Origin of the sequence: Nonomuraea terrae (genome assembly GCF_044465245.1) — a bacterium.
GTDB classification, from domain to species: domain Bacteria; phylum Actinomycetota; class Actinomycetes; order Streptosporangiales; family Streptosporangiaceae; genus Nonomuraea; species Nonomuraea terrae.
The window spans coordinates 41,036-65,669 of record NZ_JBITLL010000011.1; the positions used below are offsets into that span (position 1 = coordinate 41,036).

A 24,634-nucleotide genomic window follows, 5' to 3' on the forward strand; every position below is an offset into this window, starting at 1 on the left:
GGCGATTTTTCACGACGTGAGGTACTTTTCGAAATCAAGGCGACCGAACGTTCGGTAGGCGACATGTCAACTCACCTCACCACCCGCGACACCGGCGAACGGATCAGGACGGCGGCGGTCCTGCTGTTCGCCCGGCAGGGCTACGCCGCCACGAGCGTCAGAGACCTCGCCAAAGCCGTCAACATGACCAACGCCGGCATCTACCACCACGTCTCCAGCAAGGAAGCCCTGCTGGCCGACCTCATGCGCGTCGCCCAGCAGGGGCTGATCGACGCGACCGAGCGCATGCTGGCCCCGTACGCCCGCCCCGCCGACCGCCTCGCCCTGCTGATCGGTTCGCTCACCGCCATCCACGCCCGCAACCCCATGACCACCCGCGTCATGGACGGCGAGCTGCGGTCCCTGACGCCCGGCTCCGCCGCCCGCGACGAGATCATCACCCTGCGCGACACGTACGAGGACCACTGGCGGCGCGCCCTGGCCGACGGCGTGGCGGAGGGCACGTTCCGCCTCGCCGACCGGAGGCTGACCCGCCTGGCCCTGATGTCCATGTGCACCGGCACCAGCGAGTGGTACCGCCCCGACGGGGACTCCACGCTGGAGCAGGTGTGCGCCGAGTTCGTCACGATCGGGCTGGCCGCCGTCCGCGCCCCCGCCGACGCCGCCGTTCCCACCGCCGATTTCTCCCAGCTGCCCGACTTTCCATGGGAGCCGCCGGATGTACGCAACGATCCCCGACCTGATGAGGCACGCCGCTAGGACGTACGGCGACCGCGAGTTCCTCCGCTTCCCCTCCCACGGATCCGTCACTTTCGCCGAGGCCGGCACGCGCTCCGACCGGCTGGCCGGCGCCCTGGCCGACAAGGGCGTGCGGCCGGGCGACCGGGTGGCGATCATGATGGACAACGTGCCCGGCTGGCCGCTGACGTGGCTCGGCGTGCTCAAGGCGGGCGCGACGGCGGTGCCGGTGAACGTCCGTTACCGCGCCGCCGACCTGGAGCACGTCCTGCGCGACTCGGGCGCCGTCGCCACCGTCACCACCGCCGGGCACGCCCCGCACATCCCCGGCACGGTGCACCTCTTCGACGCCCTGACCGACGGGACCTCTCCCGCCGTTCGCATCAATCCCGACGATGTCGCGAATTTTCAGTACACATCGGGTACGACGGGCTTCCCCAAGGCCTGCATGCTCACCCACGACTACTGGCTCAGATGCGCGCAGGTCGTCGCCGACCAGGTGGGCCTGCGCGACGACGACGTGATCATGATGGCGCAGGCGTACTCGTACATGGACCCGCAGTGGGTCACCGTGCTCGCGCTGATCGGCGGCATCCCGCTCGTGGTGCTCCCCCGCTTCTCCGCCTCCGGCTTCTGGCCCGCCGCCGGCGAGCACGGGGCGACGCTCACGTACGTGCTGGGCACGATGCCCCTCCTCATGCACAAGCAGCCGCCCGCCCCGCACGACCGCGACCACCGCATGCGGCTCGTGCTCTGCTCCGGCATCCAGCCCGACCTGCACCGCACGTTCGAGGAACGCTGGGGCGTCCCCTGGCGCGAGCTGTACGGCTCCACGGAGAGCGGCCCCGACCTGGTGATGCCCGTCGAGGCGAAGGACACGGTGGGAACGGGCGCGATGGGCCTCGCCCCGCCGGGCAAGGAGGTGGTCGTCGACGAGGAGACCGGCGAGATCCTGGTCAGGGGCGTCCCCATGATGAAGGGCTACTGGAACCACCCCGAGGCGACCGCCCACGCCTTCAGGGGCGGCTGGTACCACACCGGCGACCTCGGCGTCCGCGACGACCGGGGCTACATCCGCCACGCCGGGCGGATCAAGGACATGGTCCGCAGGGGCGGCGAGAACATCTCGTGCGCCGAGGTCGAGAACGTCCTCGCCCAGCACCCGGCGGTGCTGTCGGCAGCGCTCGTGCCCGTCCCCGACGACCTGTTCGGCGAGCTGCCGAAGGCGTTCCTCCAGCTCCGCCCCGGATTCCCGCCGACCGAGGAGACCGCCGTGAGCGTGGTCGAGCACGCCAGGGAACGCCTGGCCCGCTTCAAGATCCCGGCGTACGTCGAGTTCGTCGAGGAGTTCTCGCTCACCCCGTCGGCCCGCATCGAGAAACGCCACCTCCTCCAGCCGGAGCGCGACCAGCGCGCCGCCCCCGCCATCCAGGTCGACAAGGAGACCCGATGATCGACGTGACCGTACGCGACGAGGTGGCCCTGATCACCCTCGCCCGCCCCGAGAAGCTCAACGCCCTCACCGCCGGCATGCGCGAGGACCTCGCGGCGGCCGTCCGCGAACACGGCAGCGGCACGAGAGGGATCGTGGTGACCGGCGCCGGCCGGGCGTTCTGCGCCGGCGAGGACCTGCACCAGGCCGTCGGCCGGTCGCTGGTCGAGGAGGTGGAGCTCTTCCACGACATGACCAGGGCCGTGCTCGAAACGCGAGTCCCGGTCGTGGCGGCGGTCAACGGCCTGTGCGTCGGCGGCGCCGCCGAATGGACGCTCAGCTTCGACGCCCGCGTCGGCGCCCCGGCGGCCGAGTACTTCTTCCCGGAGAACCACATCGGCCTGTCGGTCTCGAACGCGGCCGGCTACCTGCTCCCCCGCCTGGTCGGCGCGCGGGCGCTGCGGTTGGTGCTCGACTCGACCCGCATGAGCGCCGCCGACGCCCTCTCCCTCGGCCTGCTGGACGAGATCGTCGCCCCCGAGGCGCTGGTGGAGACGGCGATCGCCCGGGTCCGCCGGTGGACCGAGCCGGGCACGGCCACGTCCGTCCACCTCGCCCTGCTCCGCCCCGCGCCGGAGGAGGTCGAACGGGCCTTCGCGGCGGAGACGGAGGCGGCCCGGCAGGTGGAGTCGTCCGGCATCGCCCAGGCCGGCATGGCGGCCTTCGTCAACCGCCCCCGGCCGTGAGATCTCCCAGGGCGCGCAGGGCGCCGGCGGTGAAGGCGTCGAGGGGACAGAAGAGCTCGATCGCCAGCTCCGACAGCGTGACGTCGGCCGGCGCGCCGAACGTCGCCATGGTGCTGAACATCGCCAGCTCACCCAGCGGGGTGCGGATCCGCAACGGCACCTGGATCGGGCTGGGCCGGTGCCGGGAGGGGCCGTCGTCCCGCGCGGTCACGGGGTAGCCGGCCACCTCCTCGTGCAGCGCCTGGAGATCGGCGTCGCCGGTCGCGTCGGCCTGGCGTGACAGCCGTTCGAGGAAGAGCTCCCGCACCTCGCCCAGGTTGGCCAGCCGCGCGGCCAGCCCGTCGGGGTGCAGGGCCAGCCGGAACACGTTCGGCAGCGGCTCCAGCAGGTGCGGCGGGATGCCGTCCATGAGGACGCCCATGGCCCGGTTGGTGAGCAACACGTTCCACAGCCGGTCGACCACGACCGCCGGGTACGGCTCATGCGCCGTCAGCATGGTCTCCAGCGCCGAGCGGATCGAGGCCAGGTAGCCGTCGTCGAGGCTGCTCTCCCGGTAGGCCGGCGCGTAGTCGGCGGCCAGCAGCAGGGTGTTGCGCTCCCGCAGCGGCACGTCGAGAGCGGCGGACAGGCGCAGCAGCATGGCCCGGCTCGGGCGCGCCCGGCCGTTCTCCATGTACGACAGGTGCCGCGCCGAGGTGTCGGCCAGGTTGGCGAGGTCGAGCTGGCTGAGCCTGCGCCGCTGCCGCCACTGCCGCAGCAGTGGCCCCACCCGAGACGGTTGTGCCGTGTCCATGCCGAGGAGGATAGGCCTCCACCAGGTGGGCGCCGCCGTGCTCGGCCTCATCGCCGCCCACTCGCAGATCCCCGCCAGGTACGTGGCGTACGTCGTCGCGGGCAACGCGCTGTCGTGCGCGGCGCTGCTGGTGCTCGCGTTCGCGGACGTGATCCCGCTGACCGGCCTGGGGGTCGCCTTCCTGCTGACCGGCGCGCTGGTGGTCGCGGTCTACGCCGCGCTCGAGTACGTCGGGCTGCGTCGGCTGCCCAGGGGCGGGAGCGCCTGACGGCGCTACGCGAAGGCGACGACCCCGACGAGCAGCACGACCGTGACCACCACGAAGGCGATCGAGTCGTACGACCACGTCATCCGGGCCGGCGCCGCGGCCTCGTCACGGAGCCTCGCCTTCTCGGCGCGCTCGCGGATCTGGTCGCCCACCCAGTCGGCGTGGGTCTTGCCCGCGAACGCCTCGGCCGCCGCCTGCTCGGCCTTGGGCAGCGTCGGCTCGGTCTGGAACCGCCCGCGCCGCTCCGGCACCGTGCCGCGGCGCTGCGCCTTGGCCCGCTCGCGGGCGCTGCTCATCGGCGTCCAGAGCCGCAGCACCTGCTCGTCGCCGTAGCGGACGGCGATGGCGTGCGACACGCTCACGTCGTCGATGGCGGCCCACGGCACGAACGTGCTACGGAACGGGTTGCGCCCCAGCAGCCCCTCCTCGGTGAGGACGGTGGCGGGGCGCAACGCGATCGCGTACACGAGCGACGTCAGCAACGCCAGCACGGCCAGCGCCACCAGCGACGGCTTGCCGGTGTAGCGGGCGATCAGGTCCCAGACGTTGAGCGCGACGAACGCCAGCCACACCCACGCCAGCACGAACGCGGTCTTGGAACGGAAGGTCTGCTTCATGGCTGCCATTTGAGTTGGGCGAACCCCGGCTTGATCACGCCGTTGATCAGCGCCAGCCGCTCGTCGAAGGGGAGGAACGCCGACTTCATGGCGTTGACCGTGAACCACTGCAGGTCGTCCCAGCCGTAGCCGAACGCCTCGACCAGCTTGAGGAACTCCAGCGACACGCTGGTCGAGCTCATCAGCCGGTTGTCGGTGTTGACCGTGACCCGGAAGTAGAGCCGCCGCAGCAGCCCGATCGGGTGCTCGGAGATCGACGCGGCGGCCCCCGTCTGCAGGTTGGAGGTCGGGCACATCTCCAGCGGGATGCGCTTGTCGCGGACGTACGCCGCCAGCCGCCCCAGCTTGGCCGTGCCGTCCTCGGCCACGGAGATGTCGTCGATGATCCGCACGCCGTGGCCGAGCCGGTCGGCGCCGCACCACTGGATGGCCTGCCAGATCGACGGCAGCCCGAACGCCTCGCCGGCGTGGATGGTGAAGTGGGCGTTCTCGCGCTGCAGGTATTCGAAGGCGTCGAGGTGGCGCGTGGGCGGGTAGCCGGCCTCGGCGCCGGCGATGTCGAAGCCCACGACGCCGCCGTCGCGGTAGCGCACGGCCAGCTCGGCGATCTCACGGGAGCGGGCCTGGTGCCGCATGGCGGTCAGCAGCGTGCCGACGCGGATGCCGCGCCCGCGCGAGCCCTGCTCGAACCCCTCCAGCACGGCCTCCACCACCTGGTCGAGGCTGAGCCCCGTGGTGGTGTGCTGCTCGGGCGCGAAGCGCACCTCGGCGTAGACGACGCCGTCGGCGGCGAGGTCTTCCGCGCACTCGGCGGCCACGCGGACGAGGGACTCGCGGGTCTGCATGACGCCGACCGTGTGCGCGAACGTCTCGAGGTAGCGCTCGAGCGAACCGGAGTCGGACGCCTCCTCGAACCACCGGCGCAGGTTGTCGGGATCGCGGGTGGGCAGCCGCTCGTAGCCGGACTCCCTGGCCAGCTCGGCGATCGTCTCGGCGCGCAGCCCGCCGTCGAGGTGATCGTGGAGCAGAACCTTGGGAGCCCGCCGGATCTCGTCAAGCGTGAGACTCATCTGGCCATGATATGAGCACCGTCGGGCTCAGTCGCGCCCCGCGGCCTCCGGCGAGAACGCGGGCAGGCACACGGCGATGTACTCCGCGCCCTCGGGGCCGACGCTGTAGCGGACCTTCTCCCCCGGCGACGTCACCACCGACTGCCCGGCCTCGACCCGGGTGACGCCCCCGTCGTGCTCCACGATGACCGTGCCGCGCAGCACCACGGTGTATTCGGTGAACGACGGCGTCTGCGGCGGTTCCTCCCATCCGGGCGGGGCGGTCATATGGGCGATGGAGACGGCCTCGTCGCCGCCGGCCACCCGGCCGACGTGCTCGTCGATCACCTTGCCGCCGGGGACGGGGATGCGGGCCGGGCCCTCGATCTTCTTCACCACGGACGTCAGTGTGCCACGTCGATGACGAGCCGGTTGGGCGAGCCCATCTCCTTCACCTCGAACGGGGCCTTCCTGTCGAGCACCAGGGCGATGCCCACGCGGGCCTCGAAGTCACCGGTCCTGACGACGTCGGTGAGGTTGCCCAGCCCCGCCTGGTAGACCGGGCCGCCCTCCCAGGTGAGCCGCCCCTTCTCGTCGTGGGCGTTGGCCGGGAAGAGCGTGAGCAGCAGGTACGCGCCGCCGCCCACGTCGATCGGCCGGCCGGAGCCGTCCTGGACGAGCTGGTCCACCCAGCGCACGGAGTAGCCGGGGACGTCGCCTTCGAGGTCGACCACGAGCCGGTCGTACGAGCCGTGGGAGGCGTAGCGGACGTCCTTCACGACGGCGGGCTCCATGCCGCCGCGGTCGACCTCGACCTCGGCGGTGCTCGTCGGCACGTCGGGGACGGGGCTGGGCGAGCCGGGCGGGGTGCCGGTCGCGACGGCCTGCTTCTCCGGCAGGGCGCTCTGCTCGGCCGGGCCGCAGGCCGTCAGCACGGTGAGCCCGGCGGCCAGGGCCAGCAGGACGCGTGGAGCGGGCAGCCGGCCGCGCGGCGAGGATGGCGAGTCCATGCGGGGTAGATGCCCCGCCCACCGGCCCGCAAGCCGCACCACACCCGATCGGTACGGCGCTTCCCGCGACCGCTGCGGGCCCCTACCCTGCCCTACCCTGTCCCGCCGGGCCGTGCGGCACCCTCTATGAGGCAGGGCCCCGCCGGTCCGGCGGGGCCCCAGCGCGGTCGGACCGCATCGTAAGCGGTCGGACGGCCTCAAACGGACAGCCCCGTCTCGTTCAGGGACGGGCCGCCTCGCGGGAGCACGACCCGGTCGCCGGGGCGGCCGGCACCGGCTCCCGGCAGAGGAGAAGGCGCGTAGAGATAATAGTTGTTTGTGCACTTAATGCAAATGCAATTAATGCGATGGTCTGAGTATTTGCGAAGTGGTAACCTCCGCGTCATGGAGGAGCAGTACGTCGTGGACACCTGGCAGTACGTGCTGTCCACGCACGCCAGGGCCATGTGCGCGCTGGAGCGGGAGCTGGGTGACCGGCACGGCCTGGGTCCCAGTGAGTTCGAGGTGCTCGACCGGATCGTCCTCCATGACCGCAAGCTCCGCATCCAGGAGCTGTGCGACGAGGTCCACCTCAGCCAGAGCGCGCTGTCGCGCGTGGTGGCCCGCCTGGAGAAGGCGTCCCTGGTGACGCGCGTGGTGTGCGACGCCGACCGCCGCGGCGTCTACGTCAGCATCACCGACGAGGGCCGCACCCGCCACGCCGAAGCCCTCCCCACCCACCGCGCCGTGCTCAAGCAGGTCTTCACCGACGCCCCGGCCCTGACCTCCTGACCGCGCCCGGTCCCGCGGGGCCCGCGGCACGAAGCCGAGGGAGTCCCCGTCCTCACTCCCCGGCCGCGCCCCAGTCCCACAGGGCCTGGAGTACGGGGGCCAGGCCGCGGCCGCGCGGGGTGAGGGTGTAGCAGGTGCGGGGTGGCCAGCCCGGCAGGCGGCGGCGTTCGACGACGCCGGCCTGAGCCAGCTGCGCGAGCCGTTCGGAGAGCACCTTGTCCGACAACGCAGGCAACGCCCGGCGCAGGTCGGTGTAGCCGCGGTCGCCGCGCAGCAACTCCCGGACGACCAAGGTCGTCCAGCGGCCCCGCAACGCCGCCAGCGTGATCTCCACCGGGCACGAGGGATCGGGCTCGGTGACGTCCGCGAGCGGATCGTCGGGCAGGCCCGGCCGGGCCGGGTGACCAACGGTTTGGTGAGTCACGAGAGCGCCTCCTAGCGTTGCCGCGTCCCAGTGATTCCTACCTGCCGGAAGGTCAAGATGCGCGAGCTCGCCGAACGTCCCGAGGACGTGCCCCTGGTGTTCGCCGAACGCTTCAACAGCGGCGACCCGGACGCGGTGGCCCAGGTGTACGAGAGCGGAGCGCTGTTCGTCCCCGAGCCGGGCCGCGCGCTGACCGGGACGCGGGCCCACGCGGCCAACGCCCGGTTCATGCGGCTGGGAGTGCCGATCACCGTCCGCCCGCGGCACGTCTACACCGCGGGCGACCTCGCGCTGCTGATCGTGGACTGGTTCATCGACGGCGAGGACGCCGACGGCCGGCACGTGCGCGTCGAGGGGACCGCCACCGACGTCGCCCGGCGCGGCCAGGACGGACGATGGCGGTACGTCGTCGACAACCCCTTCGGCACGCTGCGCACCGCTACGGAGTGACGCGGTCGATGACCAGGGGAAGCTGCGGCGCCGTGGACGGGCCCACCGCGTAGGCGCCTTCCAGGGCCTCCAGCGCGCGGGCGAAGCGGCCGGTGTCGTCGGCGTGCAGGGTCATCAGCGGCTGGCCGGCGCGGACGAGGTCGCCGGGCTTGGCGTGCAGCACCACACCGGCCCCGGGCGAGACCGGGTCCTCCTTGCGGGCGCGACCGGCGCCGAGCCGCCAGGCGGCCAGTCCCACGGCGTACGCGTCGAGCCGGGTCAGCACCCCCGGCTCGGCCGCCTCCACGGTCATCGTCTCTGCGGCCCTGGGCAGCAGCGCGTCGGGGTCGCCGCCCTGCGCCGCGACCATGCGCCGCCACACGTCCATCGCGGAGCCGTCGGCGAGCGCCTCGGCCGGGTCCTTGCCGGAGATCCCGGCGGCCTCCAGCATCTCGCGCGCCAGCCGTACGGTGAGCTCCACGACGTCGGAAGGCCCGCCGCCGGCGAGCACCTCGACCGACTCCGCGACCTCCAGCGCGTTGCCGACGGCCCGCCCGAGCGGGCGGTCCATCGCGGTCAGCAACGCGACCGTGCGCACCCCCGCGTCGGTGCCGAGCGCGACCATGGTCTCGGCCAGCTCCCTGGCCGTCTCCTCGGTCTTCATGAACGCCCCGGAGCCCACCTTGACGTCGAGGACGAGCGCCCCCGTCCCCTCGGCGATCTTCTTGGACATGATCGACGAGGCGATGAGCGGGATCGACTCGACGGTGCCGGTGACGTCACGCAGGGCGTACAACTTCTTGTCGGCGGGGGCCAGGCCCGAGCCGGCCGCGCACACCACCGCGCCCGCCGTGCGCAGGACGTGCAGCATCTCGTCGTTGGACAACGAGGCCCGCCAGCCGGGGATCGACTCCAGCTTGTCGAGGGTGCCGCCGGTGTGCCCGAGGCCGCGCCCCGACAGCTGCGGCACGTACGCCCCGCAGGCCGCCACCAGCGGCGCCAGCGGCAGCGTGATCTTGTCGCCGACGCCGCCGGTCGAGTGCTTGTCGGCCGTGGGCCGGTCCAGCATCGACCAGTCCATGCGTTCGCCGGAGCGGATCATGGCCTGGGTCCAGTCGGCGATCTCGCGCCGGTTCATGCCGTTCAGCAGGATTGCCATGGCCAGCGCGGACATCTGCTCGTCGGCCACCTCGCCGCGCGTGTACGCGGAGATCACCCAGTCGATCTGGGCCGTGGTCAGCTCGCCCCGGTCCCGCTTGGCGCGGATGACCTCGATGGCGTCCATCACGCGCTCCGGCTGAGGTCCTGCGGCCCGAACGCGTACGGCAGGATCTCGGCCATGCGCTTGGGCCCGTCCTCCGTCTCGACCAGCAGGTCCTCACCGCCGAACTCGTAGAGCAGCTGGCGGCAGCGCCCGCACGGCATGAGCAGCTCGCCGTGGCCGTCGCAGCAGGTGAACGCCACCAGCCTCCCGCCGCCCGTGGCGGCCAGCGCCGAGATGAGACCGCACTCGGCGCACAGGCCGACGCCGTAGGAGGCGTTCTCGACGTTGCAGCCGGTGACCACCCGCCCGTCGTCCACGAGCGCCGCGGCCCCCACGGGGAACTTCGAGTACGGCGCGTACGCGTTCCGCATGGCCTCCTCGGCGGCGGCCCGCAACGCGTCCCAGTCGATGGTCAATGCTGTTCCCCTCTGCGGTAGGTCACGCCGTCGGCCTTGGGCATCCGCAGGCGCTGCGAAGCCACCAGGAGCACGAGCAGGGTGAGCACGTGTGGCGTGATGTTGACGAGTTCGTCCGGCAGCCGGTCGACGGTGAGCCAGAGCCAGAACAACACGATCATGCCCAGGGCGGCGAAGGCCATGACCGTGTACTGCCTGGCGGTTCTCGCCTCCAGCTCGGACGACATGAGCTTGCGGGCCTGCATGACCAGGTAACCCAGCAGCAGCAGCGCCCCGAACAGCAGGACCGAGGTGATCGCACCCGAGCTGCGCAGCTGCAGGCCGTCGGCGTAGCCGAACAGGCCCGCACCGACGGCGAGCCCGCCGGGCCGCCAGTTACCGAAGATCATGGCGGCCAGGCCGATGAAGCCGCGGCCCTGCGTCTGGCCCTCGACGTACTTGGTGGAGACGAAGACGAGGAAGACGCCGCCGAGACCGGCGAAGGCTCCGGAGATCATGACGGCGATGTACTTGATCCGGTAGACGTTCACGCCGAGCGACTCGGCCGCCCACGGGTTCTCGCCGACAGAGCGCAGCCGCAGGCCGAAGGGGGTGCGCCAGAGCACGTAGAAGGTCAGCGGCAGCAGCAGGACGGCCAGGATGACGAGCACGTTCACGTTGTGGGTGAGGCCGCGCAGGATGCCGGCCACGTCCGACAGCAGGAACCAGTGGGTACTCTCCAGCTTGCCCAGCAGGTCGGGCCCGTCGGAGAGCAGCGGCAGGCTGCGCTCCGGGGCGGGCGGGCTGATCGGCGGCGAGGTGGTGATGGCGCCGCCGGCCTCCGCGGCCGCGGTGCCCTCCCGGTAGAGCACCTCCGACAGGAAGCGGGTGACGCCGGGGCCGAGCAGGTTGATGGCGACGCCGCTGATGATGTGGTCGACGCCGAAGGAGACGGTGGCGATGGCGTGCAGCAGCCCGCCGAGCGCGCCGCCGAGCAGCCCGGCGACGAGCGCGGCCACGGGACCCCACTGGTAGCCGGCCCAGCCGGCGAACCAGGTGCCGAGCACCATCATGCCTTCGAGGCCGATGTTGACCACGCCGGCCCGCTCGGCCCACAGGCCGCCGAGCCCGACGAGGGCGAGCGGCACCGCCAGCGTCAGCGCGGCCGAGAACGTGCCGGAGGAGGTGATGTCGTTCTGGCCGGTCACCACGCGGACGAGCGACATCAGCAGCAGGAGCGCGGCGACCCCGATGAGCGCCAGATGGTACTTCCCGATCCTGGTCATGCTGCCACCTTCAGTTGCCTGGCGGCCCGCCGCTCTTCGAGCCTGAGCGCGAACCGGTTGGTCACCTCGTTCGCCACCACGACCAGCAGGACGATCGCGCCCTGGATGATCTCGACGACGGAGGGCGGGATGTTCGCGAACTGCAGCGCGCCCTGCGCCCGGTCGAGGAAGGCGAAGAGCAGCGCGGCGACCGCGATGCCGGCGGGCTTGTTGCGGCCGAGCAGCGCCACCGCGATGCCCAGGAAGCCCAGCCCCGAGGTGAAGGTGGTGCCGAACGAGCCCGTGGAGCCGAGGATCTCGGGCAGTCCGATGAGACCGGCGATCGCGCCCGACAGCACCATCGCGGCGATCACCATGCGCTTGGGGTTGACGCCGGCGGCCAGGGCCGCGGACTGGTTGAGGCCGCTGGCCTTGACGTCGAAGCCGAAGCGGGTGCGCTCCAGCACCACCCAGAGCACCACGCCGAGCACGATCGCCACGACGAGGAAGCCCCACAGGCCGCCCTCGCGGGTGGGGGCGAGCATGCCGAACCACCCGAAGAGGAAGTTCAGATCGGGGAACATGCCCGAGTCGGGGAGCGGCGGCGTGCTCACGGTCAGCTCGCCCTCCGCCCGCGTGCCGGCGAAGGGGCCGCGCACGAGGTAGGCGGTGATGTTGAGGGCGATGTAGTTGAGCATGATCGTGGCGATGACCTCGTTGACACCCCTGGTCACCTTCATGATCGCGGGGATGAGCGCGTACAGGCCGCCGGCGACCATCGCCACGATGATGATCACCGCGATCTGGATCGGCGCCGGAGCCACGAAGGTGGAGCCCACGTACGCCGCGCAGATGGCGGCGATGCGGTACTGGCCCTCCACGCCGATGTTGAAGAGGTTCATGCGGAAGCCGACCGCCACCGCGAGACCGGCGATGAACAGCGGCACCGCCCGGTTGAACAGCGTGGCGACGCTGTTCGACTGCGCCCGCTCGGAGGCGCCGAAGTCGAAGAAGGCGGTCAGCGCGTGCAGCGGGTCGCCGCCCGCCGCGACGATCGCCACGCTGCAGACCGCGATGGCCAGCACGATGGCGACGACGGCGCCGGCGAGGGTGAGCAGCGCCCGGTTGAGCCCGGCGGGCATCACTCCTCCTCAGTTCCGGCGATGGCGCCGGTCATGTAGCCGCCCAGCCGTTCGGGCGTGATGTCGGATGGATCGAGGGCGGCCACCAGCCGGCCGCGGTAGATCACCTGGATGGTGTCGGACAGGCCGATCAGCTCGTCGAGATCGGCGGAGATCAGCAGCACGGCGAGCCCGGCGGCGCGGGCCTCGCGCAGGTGGTCCCAGATCGCGGCCTGGGCGCCGACGTCGACGCCGCGGGTGGGGTGGGCGGCGATGAGGAACGACGGCTCGCCGCTCATCTCGCGTCCGACGATCAGCTTCTGCTGGTTGCCGCCGGACAGCGCCAGCGCGAGGGTCTCGACGCCGGGGGTGCGGACGTCGTATTCGCCGATGATGCGCTCGGTGTCGGCCCTGGCGGCCTTGCGGTCGATCCAGGGGCCCTTGCGGGCGGGCCGCCTGGTCTGGTGGCCGAGCACCCGGTTCTCCCATAGCGACGCCTCCAGGAGCAGGCCCTGGCGGTGGCGGTCCTCGGGGATGTAGCCGATGCCGGACTCCCGGCGCCGCAGTGTGGACCAGGAGCTGATGTCACGGCCGTCCAGCTCGACGCCGCCGTGCGCCTGACGGATGCCCATGATCGCTTCGATCAGCTCGGACTGGCCGTTGCCCTCGACGCCGGCGATGCCGAGGATCTCACCCTTGTGGATCTCGAACGACACGTCGTCGAGGAGCAGGCGCTTGCCGTCCTGGCGAAGCTTGTCCACGTAAAGGCTGACCGAGGTGCCCTTGGGGACGGGGCGGTAGCCGCCGGCCTCCATGGTGAGGCCCGCGACCTTCAGCGCGACCGTGTCGGTGACCGTGGACTCGCGGGTCTCGGGGGTGGGGAGCTCGCTGCCCACCATGAGCTCGGCGAGCCGGCGGGCGGTGACCTCGCGGGGGTCGACGCTGGCGACGGTGGTGCCGCGCCGGATCACGGTGATCTCGTCGGCGATGTCGAGCACCTCGTCCAGCTTGTGCGAGATGAAGATGACCGTCAGGCCCTCGGACTTGAGCTCGCGCAGGTTCTGGAAGAGCTCCTCGACCTCCTGCGGCACGAGCACGGCCGTCGGCTCGTCGAGGATGAGGATGCGGGCGCCGCGGTAGAGGACCTTGAGGATCTCCACGCGCTGCCGGTCGCCGACGCCCAGGTCTTCGACCAGCCGGTCGGGGTCGACGCGCAGGCCGTGGGTGGCGGCCAGCTCGGTGATGCGCCTGCGGGCGGCGGCCGTGTCGAGCCGCAGACCCTTCCTCGGCTCGGCGCCGAGAACGATGTTCTCCAGCACCGTGAAGTTGTCGGCGAGCATGAAGTGCTGGTGCACCATGCCGATCCCGGCCGCGATGGCGTCGCTCGGCGTGCGGAACGCCATCTGCTCGCCGTTGACCTTGATGGTGCCCTCGTCCGGCCGCTGCATGCCGTAGAGGATCTTCATCAGGGTGGATTTGCCCGCGCCGTTCTCCCCCACGATGGCGTGCACCGTACCGGGCCGGACGGTGATGCGGATGTCGTGGTTCGCGACGACGCCGGGGAAACGCTTGGTGATGCCCTCAAGCTCTACGGCGGGTCGCGCCGTGGCCAAGGTGTCAGCACTCATCTGCCTCTCCTGTTTGGCGCTGCACAGGCAGAAGGCCCGAAGTACGCGGACTCCGGGCCCTCGCCTTTCACAGCATGCTCAGCTCTCCGGCTGGCTGGGAACCTTGATCGTGCCGTTGACGATGTCCTGCTTGGCCTTGTCGAGCTGATCCTTGATGTCGTCGATCTCGCCACCGGTGGTGGCCAGGCCCACGCCGTCGACCTTCAGGTCGTACGTGACGTCCTGGCCGCCCTTGGCACCGCCCTGGAACGCCTTGATGAACTCGAAGACGCCGACGTCGACGCGCTTGAGCATGGAGGTCATGATCACCGACTGGAGGTTGGTCTCGGTGACCGTCTGGCGCTGGTCGGAGTCGACGCCGATGGCCTTCTTGCCGGCCGCCGCGGCGGCCTGGAAGACGCCGAGGCCGGAGTCGCCGGCGGCGTGGTAGACGATGTCCGCGCCGTCCTGGAACATCTTCTCGGCCGCGATCTTGCCCTTGTCGGGGGCCTGGAAGCCGGAGAAGTCACCGTCAGGGGTGAGGTAGGTGACGTCGATCTTGGCGTCGGCCTTGACCGACTTCACACCGGCGTCGAAGCCCGCCTCGAACTTCCTGATCAGGTCGTTCTCGACACCGCCGACGAAGCCGACGTGGCCGCTCTCCGACTTGGCCGCCGCCGCGACGCCCGCCAGGTACGACCCCTGCTCCTCGGCGAAGAGCAGGCCGGTCACGTTGGGGGCGCTGGAGGCCGAGTCGACGATGGCGAACTCGATGTCCGGGTATTCGGCCGCGGCCGCCTTGACGTCCTCGGCGTACGCGAAGCCCACGCCGATGATGGGGTTGTAGCCGGCGTCGGCCAGCTGACGCAGCAGGTCGCCGCGGTTGGAGCCGTCCGCGGCCGGGCTCAGCTCCTTGATCTCGGCACCGAGGTCCGTCTTGGCCTTCTCCAGGCCGGCGTACGCGGCGTCGTTGAAGGACTTGTCACCACGCCCGCCGACGTCGAAGGCGAGGCCGACCTTGAGACCCGACGCCGGGCTGCTCGCGCCGCCCGCCGGCTCGTCGGTGGCCGTGGATCCCCCACCGCCGCCGCAGGCCGCCACTGCCATGAGCATGACGCCGACCGCTGAGCCGAACGCCATCCTGTTGAATCGCTTGCCGAGCAAGGCGACTCCCTTCCTCTCCCGCCGTCTTCCGCCGCCGTCAAGAACTCATCGCGGGCGCGAAGAAAACGTACGGCATCTGCACGGAAGATAGTTGCTTGACCAGGCGAGACCAAACCAGCACACAGGGTCGCAACCGCTCCGTTATCGACATCACTCGCGACCGTGACCTGAATTGGGATTCAGGCACTTCGGGCACGCATGCGGAAAACTTTGCCCAAAATTGGGACAAGTCCACCTCTTGCCCCGAAGGCGATCATGGCGGAGATTCCCTCCGACAGGTCAACTTCTCATCGGAGACCGCATGCACCCTTGGAAGGCACTGGCCGTGCCGCTGGCCGCGTTACTCGTCGCGACCATGACCGGCACCACGCCTGCCACCGCAGACACCCCCTCCATCCGGATCGAGAACAACGCCACCCAGCCGGTGTTCTCCCGGGCGGACGCCATCCTGCAGACCGTGTTCGTCGAGGTCGCGGGCACCGACAGCGACCACGACGGCGCACCCGACCGGGTCGCCGTGGACATCCTGCGACCCAAGGAGACCGAGCAGGGCCTGAAGGTCCCGGTCATCATGGAGTCCAGCCCGTACTACGCGGGCGGCAACGACGTCGCCAACCACCCCGTGGACGTCGACGAGAACGGCGTCCCGCTGCCGAGCCTCAGGGCGCTGGCGGCCAGCCCCGAGGCCGGCCCGTTCGACGGCTACTACGACAACTACTTCGTGCCCCGCGGCTACGCGATCGCCCTGGTGGAGAACATCGGCAGCGGCCGCGCCACCGGCTGCCCGACCACCGGCGACGTCAACGAGACCGCAGGGCCCAAGGCCGCGATCGACTGGCTGAACGGCCGCGCCAAGGGCTTCGACGCCCAGGGCGAGCCGGTCGAGGCCACCTGGTCCACCGGCAAGGTCGGCATGATCGGCGTCTCCTACAACGGCACGCTGCCCAACGCCGTCGCCGCGACCGGCGTCGAGGGCCTGGAGACGATCGTCCCGATCGCCGCGATCTCCAGCTGGTACGACTACTACCGCGCCAACGGCGGCGTCCTGGCCCCGGGCGGCTACCAGGGCGAGGACCTGGACGTGCTCGCCGAGTACGTGCTGACCAGGGAGAACGGCTACGAGGTCTGCGGCGAGCAGATCAAGCAGCTCGGGATCGACCAGGACCGGATCACCGGCGACTACAGCCCGCTCTGGGACGCCCGCAACTACCTCAACGACGTGGACAAGGTCAAGGCCAGCGTCTTCGTCGTGCACGGACTCAACGACTGGAACGTCAAGACCAAGCAGTTCGCCCAGTGGTGGTACGCCCTGGGCGAGCACGACGTGCCGCGCAAGATCTGGCTGCACCAGGGCACCCACATGAGCCCGTTCAACCTGCGGACCGCCGAGTGGCTGCGCCAGCTGCACGGCTGGTTCGACCACTGGCTGCAGGGCGTCGACTCGGGCATCATGCGTGAGCCGCAGGCCGACGTGGAGGTCCAGGTCGGGCAGTGGGCGCGGGAGGCGTCCTGGCCGCCGCCCGGCACGAAGACCGCCAAGCTCTACCCGGGTTCCGGCTCGGCCCTCGGTCAGAAGAAGGACCCGCGGGCGCCCGAGGAGACGTTCACGGACCAGAAGACCAGGACGGCCGAGCAGCTCGTGGAGGCCACCGGCGCGGACCCGAACCGGCTGGCGTACACGACCGGGGCGCTGCCCGCCGACGTGCGGGTCTCAGGGACGCCCACGGTCTCGGTGCGGGCCTCGCTGAAGGACGGCGCCTCGCCGTACCTGACGGCGCTGCTGGTGGACTACGGCACCGACGTGCGCCCCACCGGCTCCCTGGTCTCGACGGGCCAGACCTACTGCTACGGCGAGAGCGTGCCGGGTGACAGCGGCTGCACGGCGCTGCGGACGCTCGGCACCGCCGGCACCGACTACAAGATCGTCACCAGGGGCTGGCTCGACGTGCGCAACCGGCACCGCGCCGACCGGACCGAGCCGCTGCGCCCGGGCAAGGAGTACACCTTCACCTGGGACTTCCAGCCGACGGACTACACCTTCAAGCAGGGCCACCGGCTGGGCCTGGTGATCATCTCGACCGACCACGACTACACCCTCCGCTACCCGGAGGGCACGAAGATCACGGTCTCGCCGGGGCACTCCGCCCTGAACCTGCCGGTCTCCACCGGCCGCCTGCGCTAGCGGGCGGGCCCGCCGCGTCCGCGCGGCGGGCCGTCAGGCCATCGCAGTGGTGCCGTCAGGCCATCGCGGTGGTGCCGTCGCGCCATCGCGGTGGTGCCGTCAGGCCATCGCGGTGGTGCCGTCAGGCCATCGCGGTGGTGCCGTCAGGCCATCGCGGTGGTGCCGTCAGGCCATCGCGGTGGTGACCGAGTCGAGCGGGCCGACCTCCCACAACGCGGTCAGCGCCGTGGTGGCCATGACCCGCACGCCCATCGCGATCGCCTTCTCGTCGACGTCGAACGTGCCCTGGTGGATGTCGTACGTCAGCCCTCCCGGCGAGCGCGTGCCGAGCCGGGCGAACGCGCCGGGGATCGACTCGAGATACCACGCGAAGTCCTCGCCGCCGAGCGACTGCTGGGTCGGGACCACCGCGCCCGCGCCCAGCGCACGCTCGGCGGCCTCGGCCAGCATCTCGACGCTGACCTCGTCGTTGACGACCGGCGGCACGCCGCGCTTGTAGTCCATCGTGGCCTCGACGCCGTACGCGCCGGCCACCGACTCCAGCAGCGACTTGATCAGGTCGGGGGCGGCGTGCCAGGCCTCCTCGTCGAGGCAGCGGACGGTGCCCTCGGCCACGCCGTCGTCGGGGATCGCGTTGGCCGCGGAACCGGCCTCGACCTTGCCCCAGACCAGGCTGAGCGAGGAGCGCGGGTCGACGCGGCGCGACAGGGCGGCGGGCAGCTCGGTGAGGATCTTGGCCAGCGCGAAGACCAGGTCGGCGGTGAGGTGGGGGCGGGCGGTGTGGCCGCCGGGCCCGGAGACGCGGACGACGAGCTTGTCGCAGGCGGAGGTGATCGGGCCGGTGCGCAGGCCGAGCTGGCCGACGTCGACCCGAGGGTCGCAGTGGAGGCCGAAGATGCGGTCGACGCCGCTGATGCCACCGTGGGCCATGACCTCCAGCGCCCCGCCGGGCAGCTCTTCGGCGGGCTGGAAGATCAGCCGCACCCGACCGGGAAGCAGGCCCGCGGCGGCCTGCTGGGCCAGGAAGAGGGACGTGCCGAGCAGGACCGTGGTGTGCACGTCGTGGCCGCAGGCGTGGCAGACGCCGGGCACCGTCGAGCGGTGCGCCACGTCCTTCTCGTCCTGCAGCGGCAGGGCGTCGATGTCGGCGCGCAGCGCGATGGTCGGGCCGTCACCGCTGCCCACGTCGCAGATCAGCCCTGTGCCCTTGGGGAGCACCGATGGCGTCAGCCCCGCGGCGGTGAGCCGCTCGGCGATGCGCTGCGTCGTGCGATATTCGGCGAAGGCCAGCTCCGGGTGCATGTGGAGGTCGCGGCGGAATGCCACGAGATCCTGCTCGGTCTCCGCCAGGAACGCGTCGAGTTCGCCCCGAAGCTCACGTCCCCGCATATGTCACCGTCCTGTCCCAATGCCGCATACCTCGATATGTACAAGGCCATCGCGGCTCATGCGCTGAAATAACTCTCCGTCCCGCGTTGGCCCACCCGGTCGAGCGGCCGCTCGTCGAATCAGAAGACACACCCGGTGGTATCGGTGCGCGAGATCGTCAGCACGGGCTTCGCCCACGTCGGTGGCGAGTGCCTCCGCAGCCCGGGAGCACGGCGGTCGGCCGTGAGCCCGATGGCGATGGTTCGACTTTATCGCCACCGCGAGACTTCGCGGTGACAGATACCCCAAAAGTTGTCCGGTGGCATGTCCGAAACCGCTGGTTGTCACGTTCCGTGCGGGTACGGCTGATCCGGAAATAGTCACAAGGGATCAGTAGATCGTGACCCGATGAGCCCCCTCCCAAACGTGGTCAGCGATTCCGAATCCTGTCACCTTCTGTCATGGTCATCACACTTCGGAGACTGCTGCGTATGAGAAGAATGCGTGTTTCACTCGCTATATGATCACTAATATCCCGTTCGGGGAGAAGAGTGCTGGGTTGAGCATCTTCGAGCCGAGTGAGGGGACCCTGGTGGTCGTGCCCTCGCTCTCCCTTCCGCAGGACGAGCTGCGCCGGATCAAGGGAGCCAGGTCGTACGAGGAGCGTCTGCTGTTCCTGCTGCTCACGCTCCGCAACCCCGGTGTCAAGGTGGTCTATCTCTCCTCCGCGCCGATCGATCCGGACATCGTCGACTACTACCTCTCGTTCCTGCCCGACCCCGACGACGCCGACAAACGCCTGACACTGGTCAGCGTGGACGAGCCCTGGTCCCAGCCGCTGACCAGGACCCTGCTCGCCCACCCCGACATCGTCGAGCAGGTACGCGCGGCGATCACCGGCGAGGCGTGGCTGGTCCCGTTCGTGCTGAGCGAGCTGGAGGAGGAGCTCGCCGCGTCGCTCGGCGTCCCCCTCTACGGGCCGGCCACGTCCCTGGCCTACTACGGCTCCAAGAGCGGGGCCCGCGAGGTCGGGCACGAGGCCGGCGTGCCGATGCCGCGCGGCTTCGGCGACGTGCGCACGGCACTGGAGATCGACGAGGCGATCGAGGCCCTGCCGGGCGAGCGTGTGATCGTCAAGCTCAACGACGGCTACTCCGGGCTCGGGAACGCCATCGTGACCAAGGGCGACCGGTCGCTGACCAGCTTCGCGGCGACCGGGGAGACCTGGGACTCGTTCGCGGCGAAGATCGCCGACCGTGGGGCGGTGGTCGAGGAGTTCATCGAGCACCGCCCGCTCTACTACCCCAGCGCGCTGGCCCAGATCACCCCCGGCGGGCAGGCGCAGGTGCTGGCCACCCACGACCAGGTGCTGGGCGGCGCCAACGGCCACGTCTACCAGGGCTGCACGTTCCCGGCGGCGTCCGCGTACCGCGCCGAGGTGGGCGCGTCGGCGCGGCGGATCGCGCAGATCCTGGCCGACCGGGGCGTGGTCGGGCTGTTCGGGATGGACTTCTTCGCGCTCAAGGCCGACGCCGGGTACGCGGCGCTGCTGTGCGAGATCAACCTGCGCATCGGCGGGACGACGCATCCGTTCGGGGCGGCCGTGCTGACGACGGGGGCGATGTACGATCCGGCCACCGGCTACCTCATGTGCGGAGATCAGCCGAAGTTCTACACCGCGACCGACAACTGCGCTTCGGCGTGCCTGCTGGGCCGCACACCGGGTGAGGTGATCCGGACGGCGGAGCGGCTCGGGCTCGGCTTCGACGCCGAGCGGCGGACCGGGAACGTGTTCCACCTGCTCGGCGCGATTCCCGAGCACGGGAAGCTGGGCTTCACCTCGATCGGCGACTCCCGCGAGGAGGCCGGCGAGCTGCACGCCCTGACCCGGAGGCTACTTTGCGGCACCTGATCGCACGCCGCCGTCCCTGACGGACGAGCCGCGCAGGCCGCGCCAGCCGAGCACCCCCACCACGACGCCGAGGATGACGTTCACCACGATCAGGATGCCGTGGACCACGTAGAAGCTGGTCGGATGGCCATCGGCCAAGTTAAACCCGAGGTTCACCCACTCGAAGATCATGAAAACGCCGAGGACGATCAGGAATCCGGCCGTCTTTCGTGACATGCGTGCCTCTCCAGTATCGAACGCGAATCTTCGGGGGATGTGTCGCCACATGCGTATTAACTCAGAGCTACGCTGAGACGGCCATGTGGACGAAAATCGTGCCAATCACGGCGCTCATCGCCTCGGTCGCGCTCTCCGGCGGGACCGCACACGCCGAGCCGACGACACCGGTCGGCGGTGCGGCTCTGGGCAGCCGCGGCCTGGTCGTCCCCGCAGGCGTCAAGAAGCCACCCACGAGCAAGGCTACTTCCTACGTCATCGCGGACGCCGACACGGGTCAGGTGCTGGCGGCGAAGGACGCCCACGGCAAGTACCTGCCGGCCAGCACGATCAAGGCGCTGACCGCGCTCACGCTGATCCCCAAGCTCGACAAGAACCAGAAGGTGCGCCCCAGCCAGAACGCCTGCAACCAGGAGGGCAGCGCCGTCGGCCTGACGCCCAAGGTGGCGTACAAGGTGGACGACCTGTTCAAGGCGCTGATGATGGCCTCGGGCAACGACGCCGCGATGGCCCTGGCCGAGGCGAACGGCGGCGTCCCCCAGACGATGCGCGACATGAACGCGCTGGCCAAGCGGCTGCAGGCGTACGACACGGTGGCCAAGACGCCCAGCGGGCTGGACCAGCCGGGGCAGAGCAGCTCGGCGTACGACCTGGCGCTGATCGCGCGCGCCGGCCTCGCCGACCCCGACTTCCGGCGCTACATCAGCACGAAGACCACGAGGTTCCCGGCCCCCAAGGGCCATTACGAGATCAGCAACCACAACAAGCTGCTCTGGCGCTACGACGGCATGATCGGCGTCAAGAACGGCTACACCTCCAAGGCCCGCGCCAGCTTCGTCGGCGCGGCCACGCGCGGCGGGCACACCATCGTGGTGAGCATCATGCGGCACGAGGGCTTCTTCTGGGACGAGGTGGCCTCGCTGCTCGACTGGGGCTTCTCGGTCAGGGGCAAGGCCCAGCCGGTCGGTCAGCTGGTGAACCCGCTCCCCGACCCGGCGCTCGCCGCTCCGCCCGCCGGGGCTCCGGTCACGCCGGCCAATTCCGTCACCCCGGCCGCGCAGCCGCCGTTGCTGGACACCGCGGCCTCCCGGCAGAGCGACTCGACCAGGACGGTCGGCGCGCTGGTGATCGGCGGCGGACTGCTGTTCGGGCTGGTCTGGCTCGGTCTCGGCATCCGGCGCAGGCGCGCCAGGTCACGCCTCTGACGCCCGGCTGGGCGCGGACTCCCGCGCCCGGCCGTCCGGCGCGGCGTTCCCGTCCCGCCGGACGTCCTGATCCGGCTGCACGGCCTGATCCGGCTGCACGGCCTGATCCGGCGGCAGGGCCTGATCCGGTTCCACGGCCTGATCCGGCTGCACGGCCGGGCCGGGGGACGGGATCGGCGACGGGGAAGGCGGGGGCGACAATCCGGCGGTGGCCGTCCAGGCGGCGACGTAGAGGACGAGCCGGGCCGAGAAGTTGATCCAGAGCAGCAGACCGGCGATGACGGCGAACGTCCCGTACACCGGGTTGTGCAGCGTCTGGCTGAGCAGCAGCGTCGCCACCTGCTTGAGGAGCCCGAACCCGACCGCCCCGAGCAGCGCCCCCTTCGCGATCACCCGGAACGGCTGGGCGACCCGCCCCACCCAGCCCAGCAGGATCAGGAACATGAGCCAGTCGGCCGCCACGCTCGCCGCCACCCCCGCGGCCCTGAGCCCGAGCGCGGCCAGCACGGAATCGCCGCCGAACAGGAAGTGCAGCACCCGGTCCGTGGCCGCGGTGGCGAGCCCGGCCACGCCCACGGACGCGATCAGCGTCACGCCGAGCATGACGATCGAGGCCAGGTCGCGCAGCTTGCCGACGAAGAAGTTCGCCTGCGGGGCGGTGTCCATCGCCATCTGCCGCAGCGCCCCGCGCAACGCGTCGAGGGCGCCGAGCCCGGCGTACAGGAGACCGAGGAGTCCGATGATCCCGGCGGTGGCCTTGGTTCCGGCGATGGCCGCGAGGTCGAGCTGGGAGGCGATGCCGGGCAGGCGTTCCGCGACGGCCCGCTGCAGGGCCTCCCTGGTCTCCTCGCTGGCCGCCACCACGTACCCGAGCACCGCGTACGACAGCGCCAGCAGCGGGAAGAAGGACAGGAACGCGAAGTAGGTGACCGCGCCCGCCAGCCGGTCGCCCGACTGGAGCTGGTAGCGGCGCACGGTCCGGATCAGGTGGTCGACGGACGGCCGCCGCACCCGCCACTCCTCCACCCTGCCGCGGGCCCGCGCCTTCACGGCCGCGACGCGCTCGGTGAGACTCTCCATCACGCCCTCTCCCTCGGGGGCCCTGCGTGGTGGATCACCTGCCCACAGGCCGTGCCGACACGCACCGCGACCGGAAACGGCCCGTACGCGGCTCTACAGCCCGTGTCTGGCGGCCCAGGAGGCGAGGGCGGCGGCGATGTCCCCGGGACGGTCCTCGGGGGCGTGGTGGCCCGCTGGGCCGCAGTGCTCGGTCTCCAGGGCGGCGATGTTCCGTGCGCACCAGGCCGCCATCTCCTCGCCGATCATCAGCGTCGGCGAGGAGTCGAAGGTGAGCAGCAGCTTCGGCACGTCGTCGCTGCTCGCCAGCCACTTCCCGGACGCCTCGACGGAGCCCGCCACGTCGGCGGGCTCGCCGTCGAGCGGCAGCGAGCGTGCCCACTCCAGCAGCGGCCGGCGGCTCTCTCGGGTCGGGTAGCGCCAGGTACGGCTGCATCTCCCGCTCGCCGAGGGGCGTCAACACGCCTCCGGTGAACGCGGTCTCCACGAGGAAGTTCCCGTCGAGCACCAGCGACTCGCCCTTCGGCCCGCGGATCAGCTCGGTCCTGGCGCGCGGGCCGTCGCCGAGCTCGTCCAGGCTCATGCCCCGCACGATCGCCTCCATGAACGCCACGCCGCGCACCCGGCCGGGGTGGCGCGCCGCCCAGTCGAAGGCGAGCGCGCCGCCCCAGTCGTGCCCGACGAGCACCACGTACTCCAGACCGAGCGCGTCGAACCAGGCGTCGAGGTAGCGGGCGTGGTCGCCGAACCGGTACGGCACGTCCGGCTTGCCGGAACGGCCCATGCCGATGAGGTCGGGGGCGAGCAGCCGCCGCCCGGGCCGCGCCACGCCGGGCAGCACGCCGCGCCACAGGTGGGACGAGGCCGGATTGCCGTGCAGGAACACGAAGGGGGCTCCCTCCCCCGACTCCTCGTAGTGCATGTGCGAGTCGAGCACGTCGACAGCAGGCATGATCCCTCAAATCGTTCGAGTGGCTAACGTTCGTCGCGCTAACGAACGCTATATCGTTAGTCGCACTAACGCAACGGTAGGATCGCCGGCATGACGGACCCCATGGATGCGCAGGAGACCCCGGCACCGCTGCGGACCCTGCCCAGCCGGATGTTGATGATCGTCGCGTCGCACGCCGACCGGATCGTGAGCGAGGGCCTGGCCACGGCGGACGCCCGTAAGTGGCACTACGCGGCACTCGTGGCACTGCGCGAGTCCGGCCCCATGAGCCAGGCGCAGCTGAGCAGGCGCACCGGCATCTACCGCAGCGACCTCGTCGCCGTCATCAACGAGCTGTCCGCGCGCGGCTTCGTCGAACGCGCGCCCGACCCCGGCGACCGCCGCCGCAACGTCATCACCATGACCTCCGCCGGCCGCGGCCACCTGGAACGCCTCGACAAATTGATCGCCGACCTCCAGGACACCCTGCTCGCGCCCCTGAGCGACGCCGAACGTGAGGAATTCACGCGTTCGCTGGGCCGGCTCCTGGCCCATCACACGCGCCCTGAGCTGCGCTGAAACCATGGCGGCCGGGCACCGCGCGGCCTAGCCTGAAAGCCCTCGGGACCGATCCGGAAGGCGGTGCGCAT

At 70.9% G+C, this 24,634-nt stretch carries 26 protein-coding genes; 10 read left to right on the top strand and 16 right to left on the bottom strand.

The features are described 5' to 3' along the window. The first annotated feature begins 63 nt into the window (after positions 1-63). Genes ACIBP6_RS46335 through ACIBP6_RS46345 form a run of 3 tightly spaced genes read left to right on the top strand, consistent with a single transcriptional unit; the run spans position 64 to position 2,916 of the window. Positions 64-759 (top strand): TetR/AcrR family transcriptional regulator, encoded by a 696-nt coding sequence (locus ACIBP6_RS46335; protein WP_397061567.1) that lies wholly within the window; start codon positions 64-66, stop codon positions 757-759. Continuing rightward, the gene (locus ACIBP6_RS46340; RefSeq protein ID WP_397061568.1) at positions 719-2,191 is read left to right on the top strand and encodes an AMP-binding protein; all 1,473 of its coding nucleotides are present in this window, start codon (positions 719-721) and stop codon (positions 2,189-2,191) included. The genes ACIBP6_RS46335 and ACIBP6_RS46340 overlap by 41 nt, the downstream gene beginning before the upstream one ends. Beyond that, positions 2,188-2,916 carry an enoyl-CoA hydratase/isomerase family protein gene (locus ACIBP6_RS46345; RefSeq protein ID WP_132611491.1) on the top strand — a complete coding sequence of 243 codons (729 nt, stop codon included), beginning with the start codon at positions 2,188-2,190 and terminating at the stop codon, positions 2,914-2,916. The genes ACIBP6_RS46340 and ACIBP6_RS46345 overlap by 4 nt, the downstream gene beginning before the upstream one ends. Here ACIBP6_RS46345 and ACIBP6_RS46350 read toward each other — a convergent pair. Next, on the bottom strand, positions 2,897-3,709 hold the full coding sequence (locus ACIBP6_RS46350; protein WP_397061570.1) for an MmyB family transcriptional regulator: 813 nt from the start codon (positions 3,707-3,709) through the stop codon (positions 2,897-2,899). The genes ACIBP6_RS46345 and ACIBP6_RS46350 overlap by 20 nt on opposite strands. Between ACIBP6_RS46350 and ACIBP6_RS46355 the strand changes: the two genes are divergently transcribed. Further along, positions 3,708-3,977, top strand: a complete 270-nt coding sequence (locus ACIBP6_RS46355; RefSeq protein WP_397061572.1) for a hypothetical protein — start codon at positions 3,708-3,710, stop codon at positions 3,975-3,977. The genes ACIBP6_RS46350 and ACIBP6_RS46355 overlap by 2 nt on opposite strands. A 5-nt stretch (positions 3,978-3,982) precedes the next feature. On the opposite strand, the gene ACIBP6_RS46360 is transcribed toward ACIBP6_RS46355, so the two are convergent. The 4 genes from ACIBP6_RS46360 to ACIBP6_RS46375 are packed head-to-tail and all read right to left on the bottom strand — an operon-like array spanning position 3,983 to position 6,653. After that, positions 3,983-4,594, bottom strand: coding sequence for a PH domain-containing protein (locus tag ACIBP6_RS46360; RefSeq protein WP_397061574.1), 612 nt, complete (start codon positions 4,592-4,594; stop codon positions 3,983-3,985). Then, positions 4,591-5,664 (bottom strand): adenosine deaminase, encoded by a 1,074-nt coding sequence (locus ACIBP6_RS46365; protein WP_397061576.1) that lies wholly within the window; start codon positions 5,662-5,664, stop codon positions 4,591-4,593. The genes ACIBP6_RS46360 and ACIBP6_RS46365 overlap by 4 nt, the downstream gene beginning before the upstream one ends. A gap of 27 nt (positions 5,665-5,691) precedes the next feature. Continuing rightward, positions 5,692-6,042, bottom strand: a complete 351-nt coding sequence (locus tag ACIBP6_RS46370) for a cupin domain-containing protein (RefSeq protein ID WP_132611497.1) — start codon at positions 6,040-6,042, stop codon at positions 5,692-5,694. A 5-nt stretch (positions 6,043-6,047) separates the two neighbouring features. After that, positions 6,048-6,653, bottom strand: coding sequence for an AMIN-like domain-containing (lipo)protein (locus tag ACIBP6_RS46375; protein ID WP_397061578.1), 606 nt, complete (start codon positions 6,651-6,653; stop codon positions 6,048-6,050). A gap of 384 nt (positions 6,654-7,037) precedes the next feature. On the opposite strand from ACIBP6_RS46375, the gene ACIBP6_RS46380 reads away from it, so the two are divergent. Beyond that, positions 7,038-7,424, top strand: a complete 387-nt coding sequence (locus ACIBP6_RS46380) for a MarR family winged helix-turn-helix transcriptional regulator (protein WP_397061580.1) — start codon at positions 7,038-7,040, stop codon at positions 7,422-7,424. Positions 7,425-7,476: 52 nt separating this feature from the next. On the opposite strand, the gene ACIBP6_RS46385 is transcribed toward ACIBP6_RS46380, so the two are convergent. After that, the gene (locus tag ACIBP6_RS46385) at positions 7,477-7,848 is read right to left on the bottom strand and encodes a winged helix-turn-helix transcriptional regulator (protein ID WP_397061582.1); all 372 of its coding nucleotides are present in this window, start codon (positions 7,846-7,848) and stop codon (positions 7,477-7,479) included. Positions 7,849-7,905: 57 nt separating this feature from the next. On the opposite strand from ACIBP6_RS46385, the gene ACIBP6_RS46390 reads away from it, so the two are divergent. After that, positions 7,906-8,298, top strand: coding sequence for a YybH family protein (locus tag ACIBP6_RS46390; protein ID WP_397061584.1), 393 nt, complete (start codon positions 7,906-7,908; stop codon positions 8,296-8,298). Here ACIBP6_RS46390 and ACIBP6_RS46395 read toward each other — a convergent pair. The 6 genes from ACIBP6_RS46395 to ACIBP6_RS46420 form a co-directional block, all read right to left on the bottom strand. Then, positions 8,288-9,562 (bottom strand): thymidine phosphorylase, encoded by a 1,275-nt coding sequence (locus ACIBP6_RS46395; RefSeq protein WP_397061586.1) that lies wholly within the window; start codon positions 9,560-9,562, stop codon positions 8,288-8,290. The genes ACIBP6_RS46390 and ACIBP6_RS46395 overlap by 11 nt on opposite strands. After that, positions 9,562-9,957: a cytidine deaminase gene (locus tag ACIBP6_RS46400; protein WP_397061588.1), complete on the bottom strand. Its 396-nt coding sequence runs from the start codon at positions 9,955-9,957 to the stop codon at positions 9,562-9,564. The genes ACIBP6_RS46395 and ACIBP6_RS46400 overlap by 1 nt, the downstream gene beginning before the upstream one ends. Beyond that, positions 9,954-11,222: an ABC transporter permease gene (locus ACIBP6_RS46405; protein ID WP_397061590.1), complete on the bottom strand. Its 1,269-nt coding sequence runs from the start codon at positions 11,220-11,222 to the stop codon at positions 9,954-9,956. Before ACIBP6_RS46405 ends, ACIBP6_RS46400 begins: the two co-directional genes overlap by 4 nt. Next, a complete protein-coding gene (locus ACIBP6_RS46410) occupies positions 11,219-12,343 on the bottom strand; it encodes an ABC transporter permease (protein WP_397061592.1) in 1,125 nt (374 codons plus the stop codon). Before ACIBP6_RS46410 ends, ACIBP6_RS46405 begins: the two co-directional genes overlap by 4 nt. After that, positions 12,343-13,950 (bottom strand): ABC transporter ATP-binding protein, encoded by a 1,608-nt coding sequence (locus ACIBP6_RS46415; RefSeq protein WP_397061593.1) that lies wholly within the window; start codon positions 13,948-13,950, stop codon positions 12,343-12,345. Before ACIBP6_RS46415 ends, ACIBP6_RS46410 begins: the two co-directional genes overlap by 1 nt. Before the next feature lie 78 nt (positions 13,951-14,028). Continuing rightward, the gene (locus ACIBP6_RS46420) at positions 14,029-15,093 is read right to left on the bottom strand and encodes a BMP family lipoprotein (protein WP_132611517.1); all 1,065 of its coding nucleotides are present in this window, start codon (positions 15,091-15,093) and stop codon (positions 14,029-14,031) included. A 301-nt stretch (positions 15,094-15,394) separates the two neighbouring features. Between ACIBP6_RS46420 and ACIBP6_RS46425 the strand changes: the two genes are divergently transcribed. Continuing rightward, positions 15,395-17,275, top strand: coding sequence for a Xaa-Pro dipeptidyl-peptidase (locus tag ACIBP6_RS46425; protein WP_397061595.1), 1,881 nt, complete (start codon positions 15,395-15,397; stop codon positions 17,273-17,275). Between the two features lie 165 nt (positions 17,276-17,440). On the opposite strand, the gene ACIBP6_RS46430 is transcribed toward ACIBP6_RS46425, so the two are convergent. Next, positions 17,441-18,664, bottom strand: coding sequence for a M20 family metallopeptidase (locus tag ACIBP6_RS46430; protein ID WP_397061597.1), 1,224 nt, complete (start codon positions 18,662-18,664; stop codon positions 17,441-17,443). A 538-nt stretch (positions 18,665-19,202) separates the two neighbouring features. On the opposite strand from ACIBP6_RS46430, the gene ACIBP6_RS46435 reads away from it, so the two are divergent. Further along, positions 19,203-20,555 (top strand): peptide ligase PGM1-related protein, encoded by a 1,353-nt coding sequence (locus tag ACIBP6_RS46435; RefSeq protein ID WP_397061599.1) that lies wholly within the window; start codon positions 19,203-19,205, stop codon positions 20,553-20,555. Here ACIBP6_RS46435 and ACIBP6_RS46440 read toward each other — a convergent pair. Beyond that, a complete protein-coding gene (locus ACIBP6_RS46440) occupies positions 20,538-20,771 on the bottom strand; it encodes an SCO4848 family membrane protein (RefSeq protein WP_397061601.1) in 234 nt (77 codons plus the stop codon). The two genes, ACIBP6_RS46435 and ACIBP6_RS46440, sit on opposite strands and share 18 nt — an antisense overlap. 98 nt (positions 20,772-20,869) lie before the next feature. Here ACIBP6_RS46440 and ACIBP6_RS46445 point away from each other — a divergent pair, with 98 nt between their 5' ends. After that, the gene (locus ACIBP6_RS46445; RefSeq protein ID WP_397061603.1) at positions 20,870-21,976 is read left to right on the top strand and encodes a D-alanyl-D-alanine carboxypeptidase family protein; all 1,107 of its coding nucleotides are present in this window, start codon (positions 20,870-20,872) and stop codon (positions 21,974-21,976) included. On the opposite strand, the gene ACIBP6_RS46450 is transcribed toward ACIBP6_RS46445, so the two are convergent. Both ACIBP6_RS46450 and ACIBP6_RS46455 read right to left on the bottom strand, forming a co-directional pair. Beyond that, on the bottom strand, positions 21,965-23,056 hold the full coding sequence (locus tag ACIBP6_RS46450) for a YihY/virulence factor BrkB family protein (RefSeq protein WP_397061706.1): 1,092 nt from the start codon (positions 23,054-23,056) through the stop codon (positions 21,965-21,967). The two genes, ACIBP6_RS46445 and ACIBP6_RS46450, sit on opposite strands and share 12 nt — an antisense overlap. 34 nt (positions 23,057-23,090) lie before the next feature. Next, positions 23,091-24,005, bottom strand: coding sequence for a haloalkane dehalogenase (locus ACIBP6_RS46455; protein WP_397061605.1), 915 nt, complete (start codon positions 24,003-24,005; stop codon positions 23,091-23,093). A 90-nt stretch (positions 24,006-24,095) separates the two neighbouring features. On the opposite strand from ACIBP6_RS46455, the gene ACIBP6_RS46460 reads away from it, so the two are divergent. Then, a complete protein-coding gene (locus ACIBP6_RS46460; protein WP_397061607.1) occupies positions 24,096-24,563 on the top strand; it encodes a MarR family winged helix-turn-helix transcriptional regulator in 468 nt (155 codons plus the stop codon). Positions 24,564-24,634: the final 71 nt, after the last annotated feature.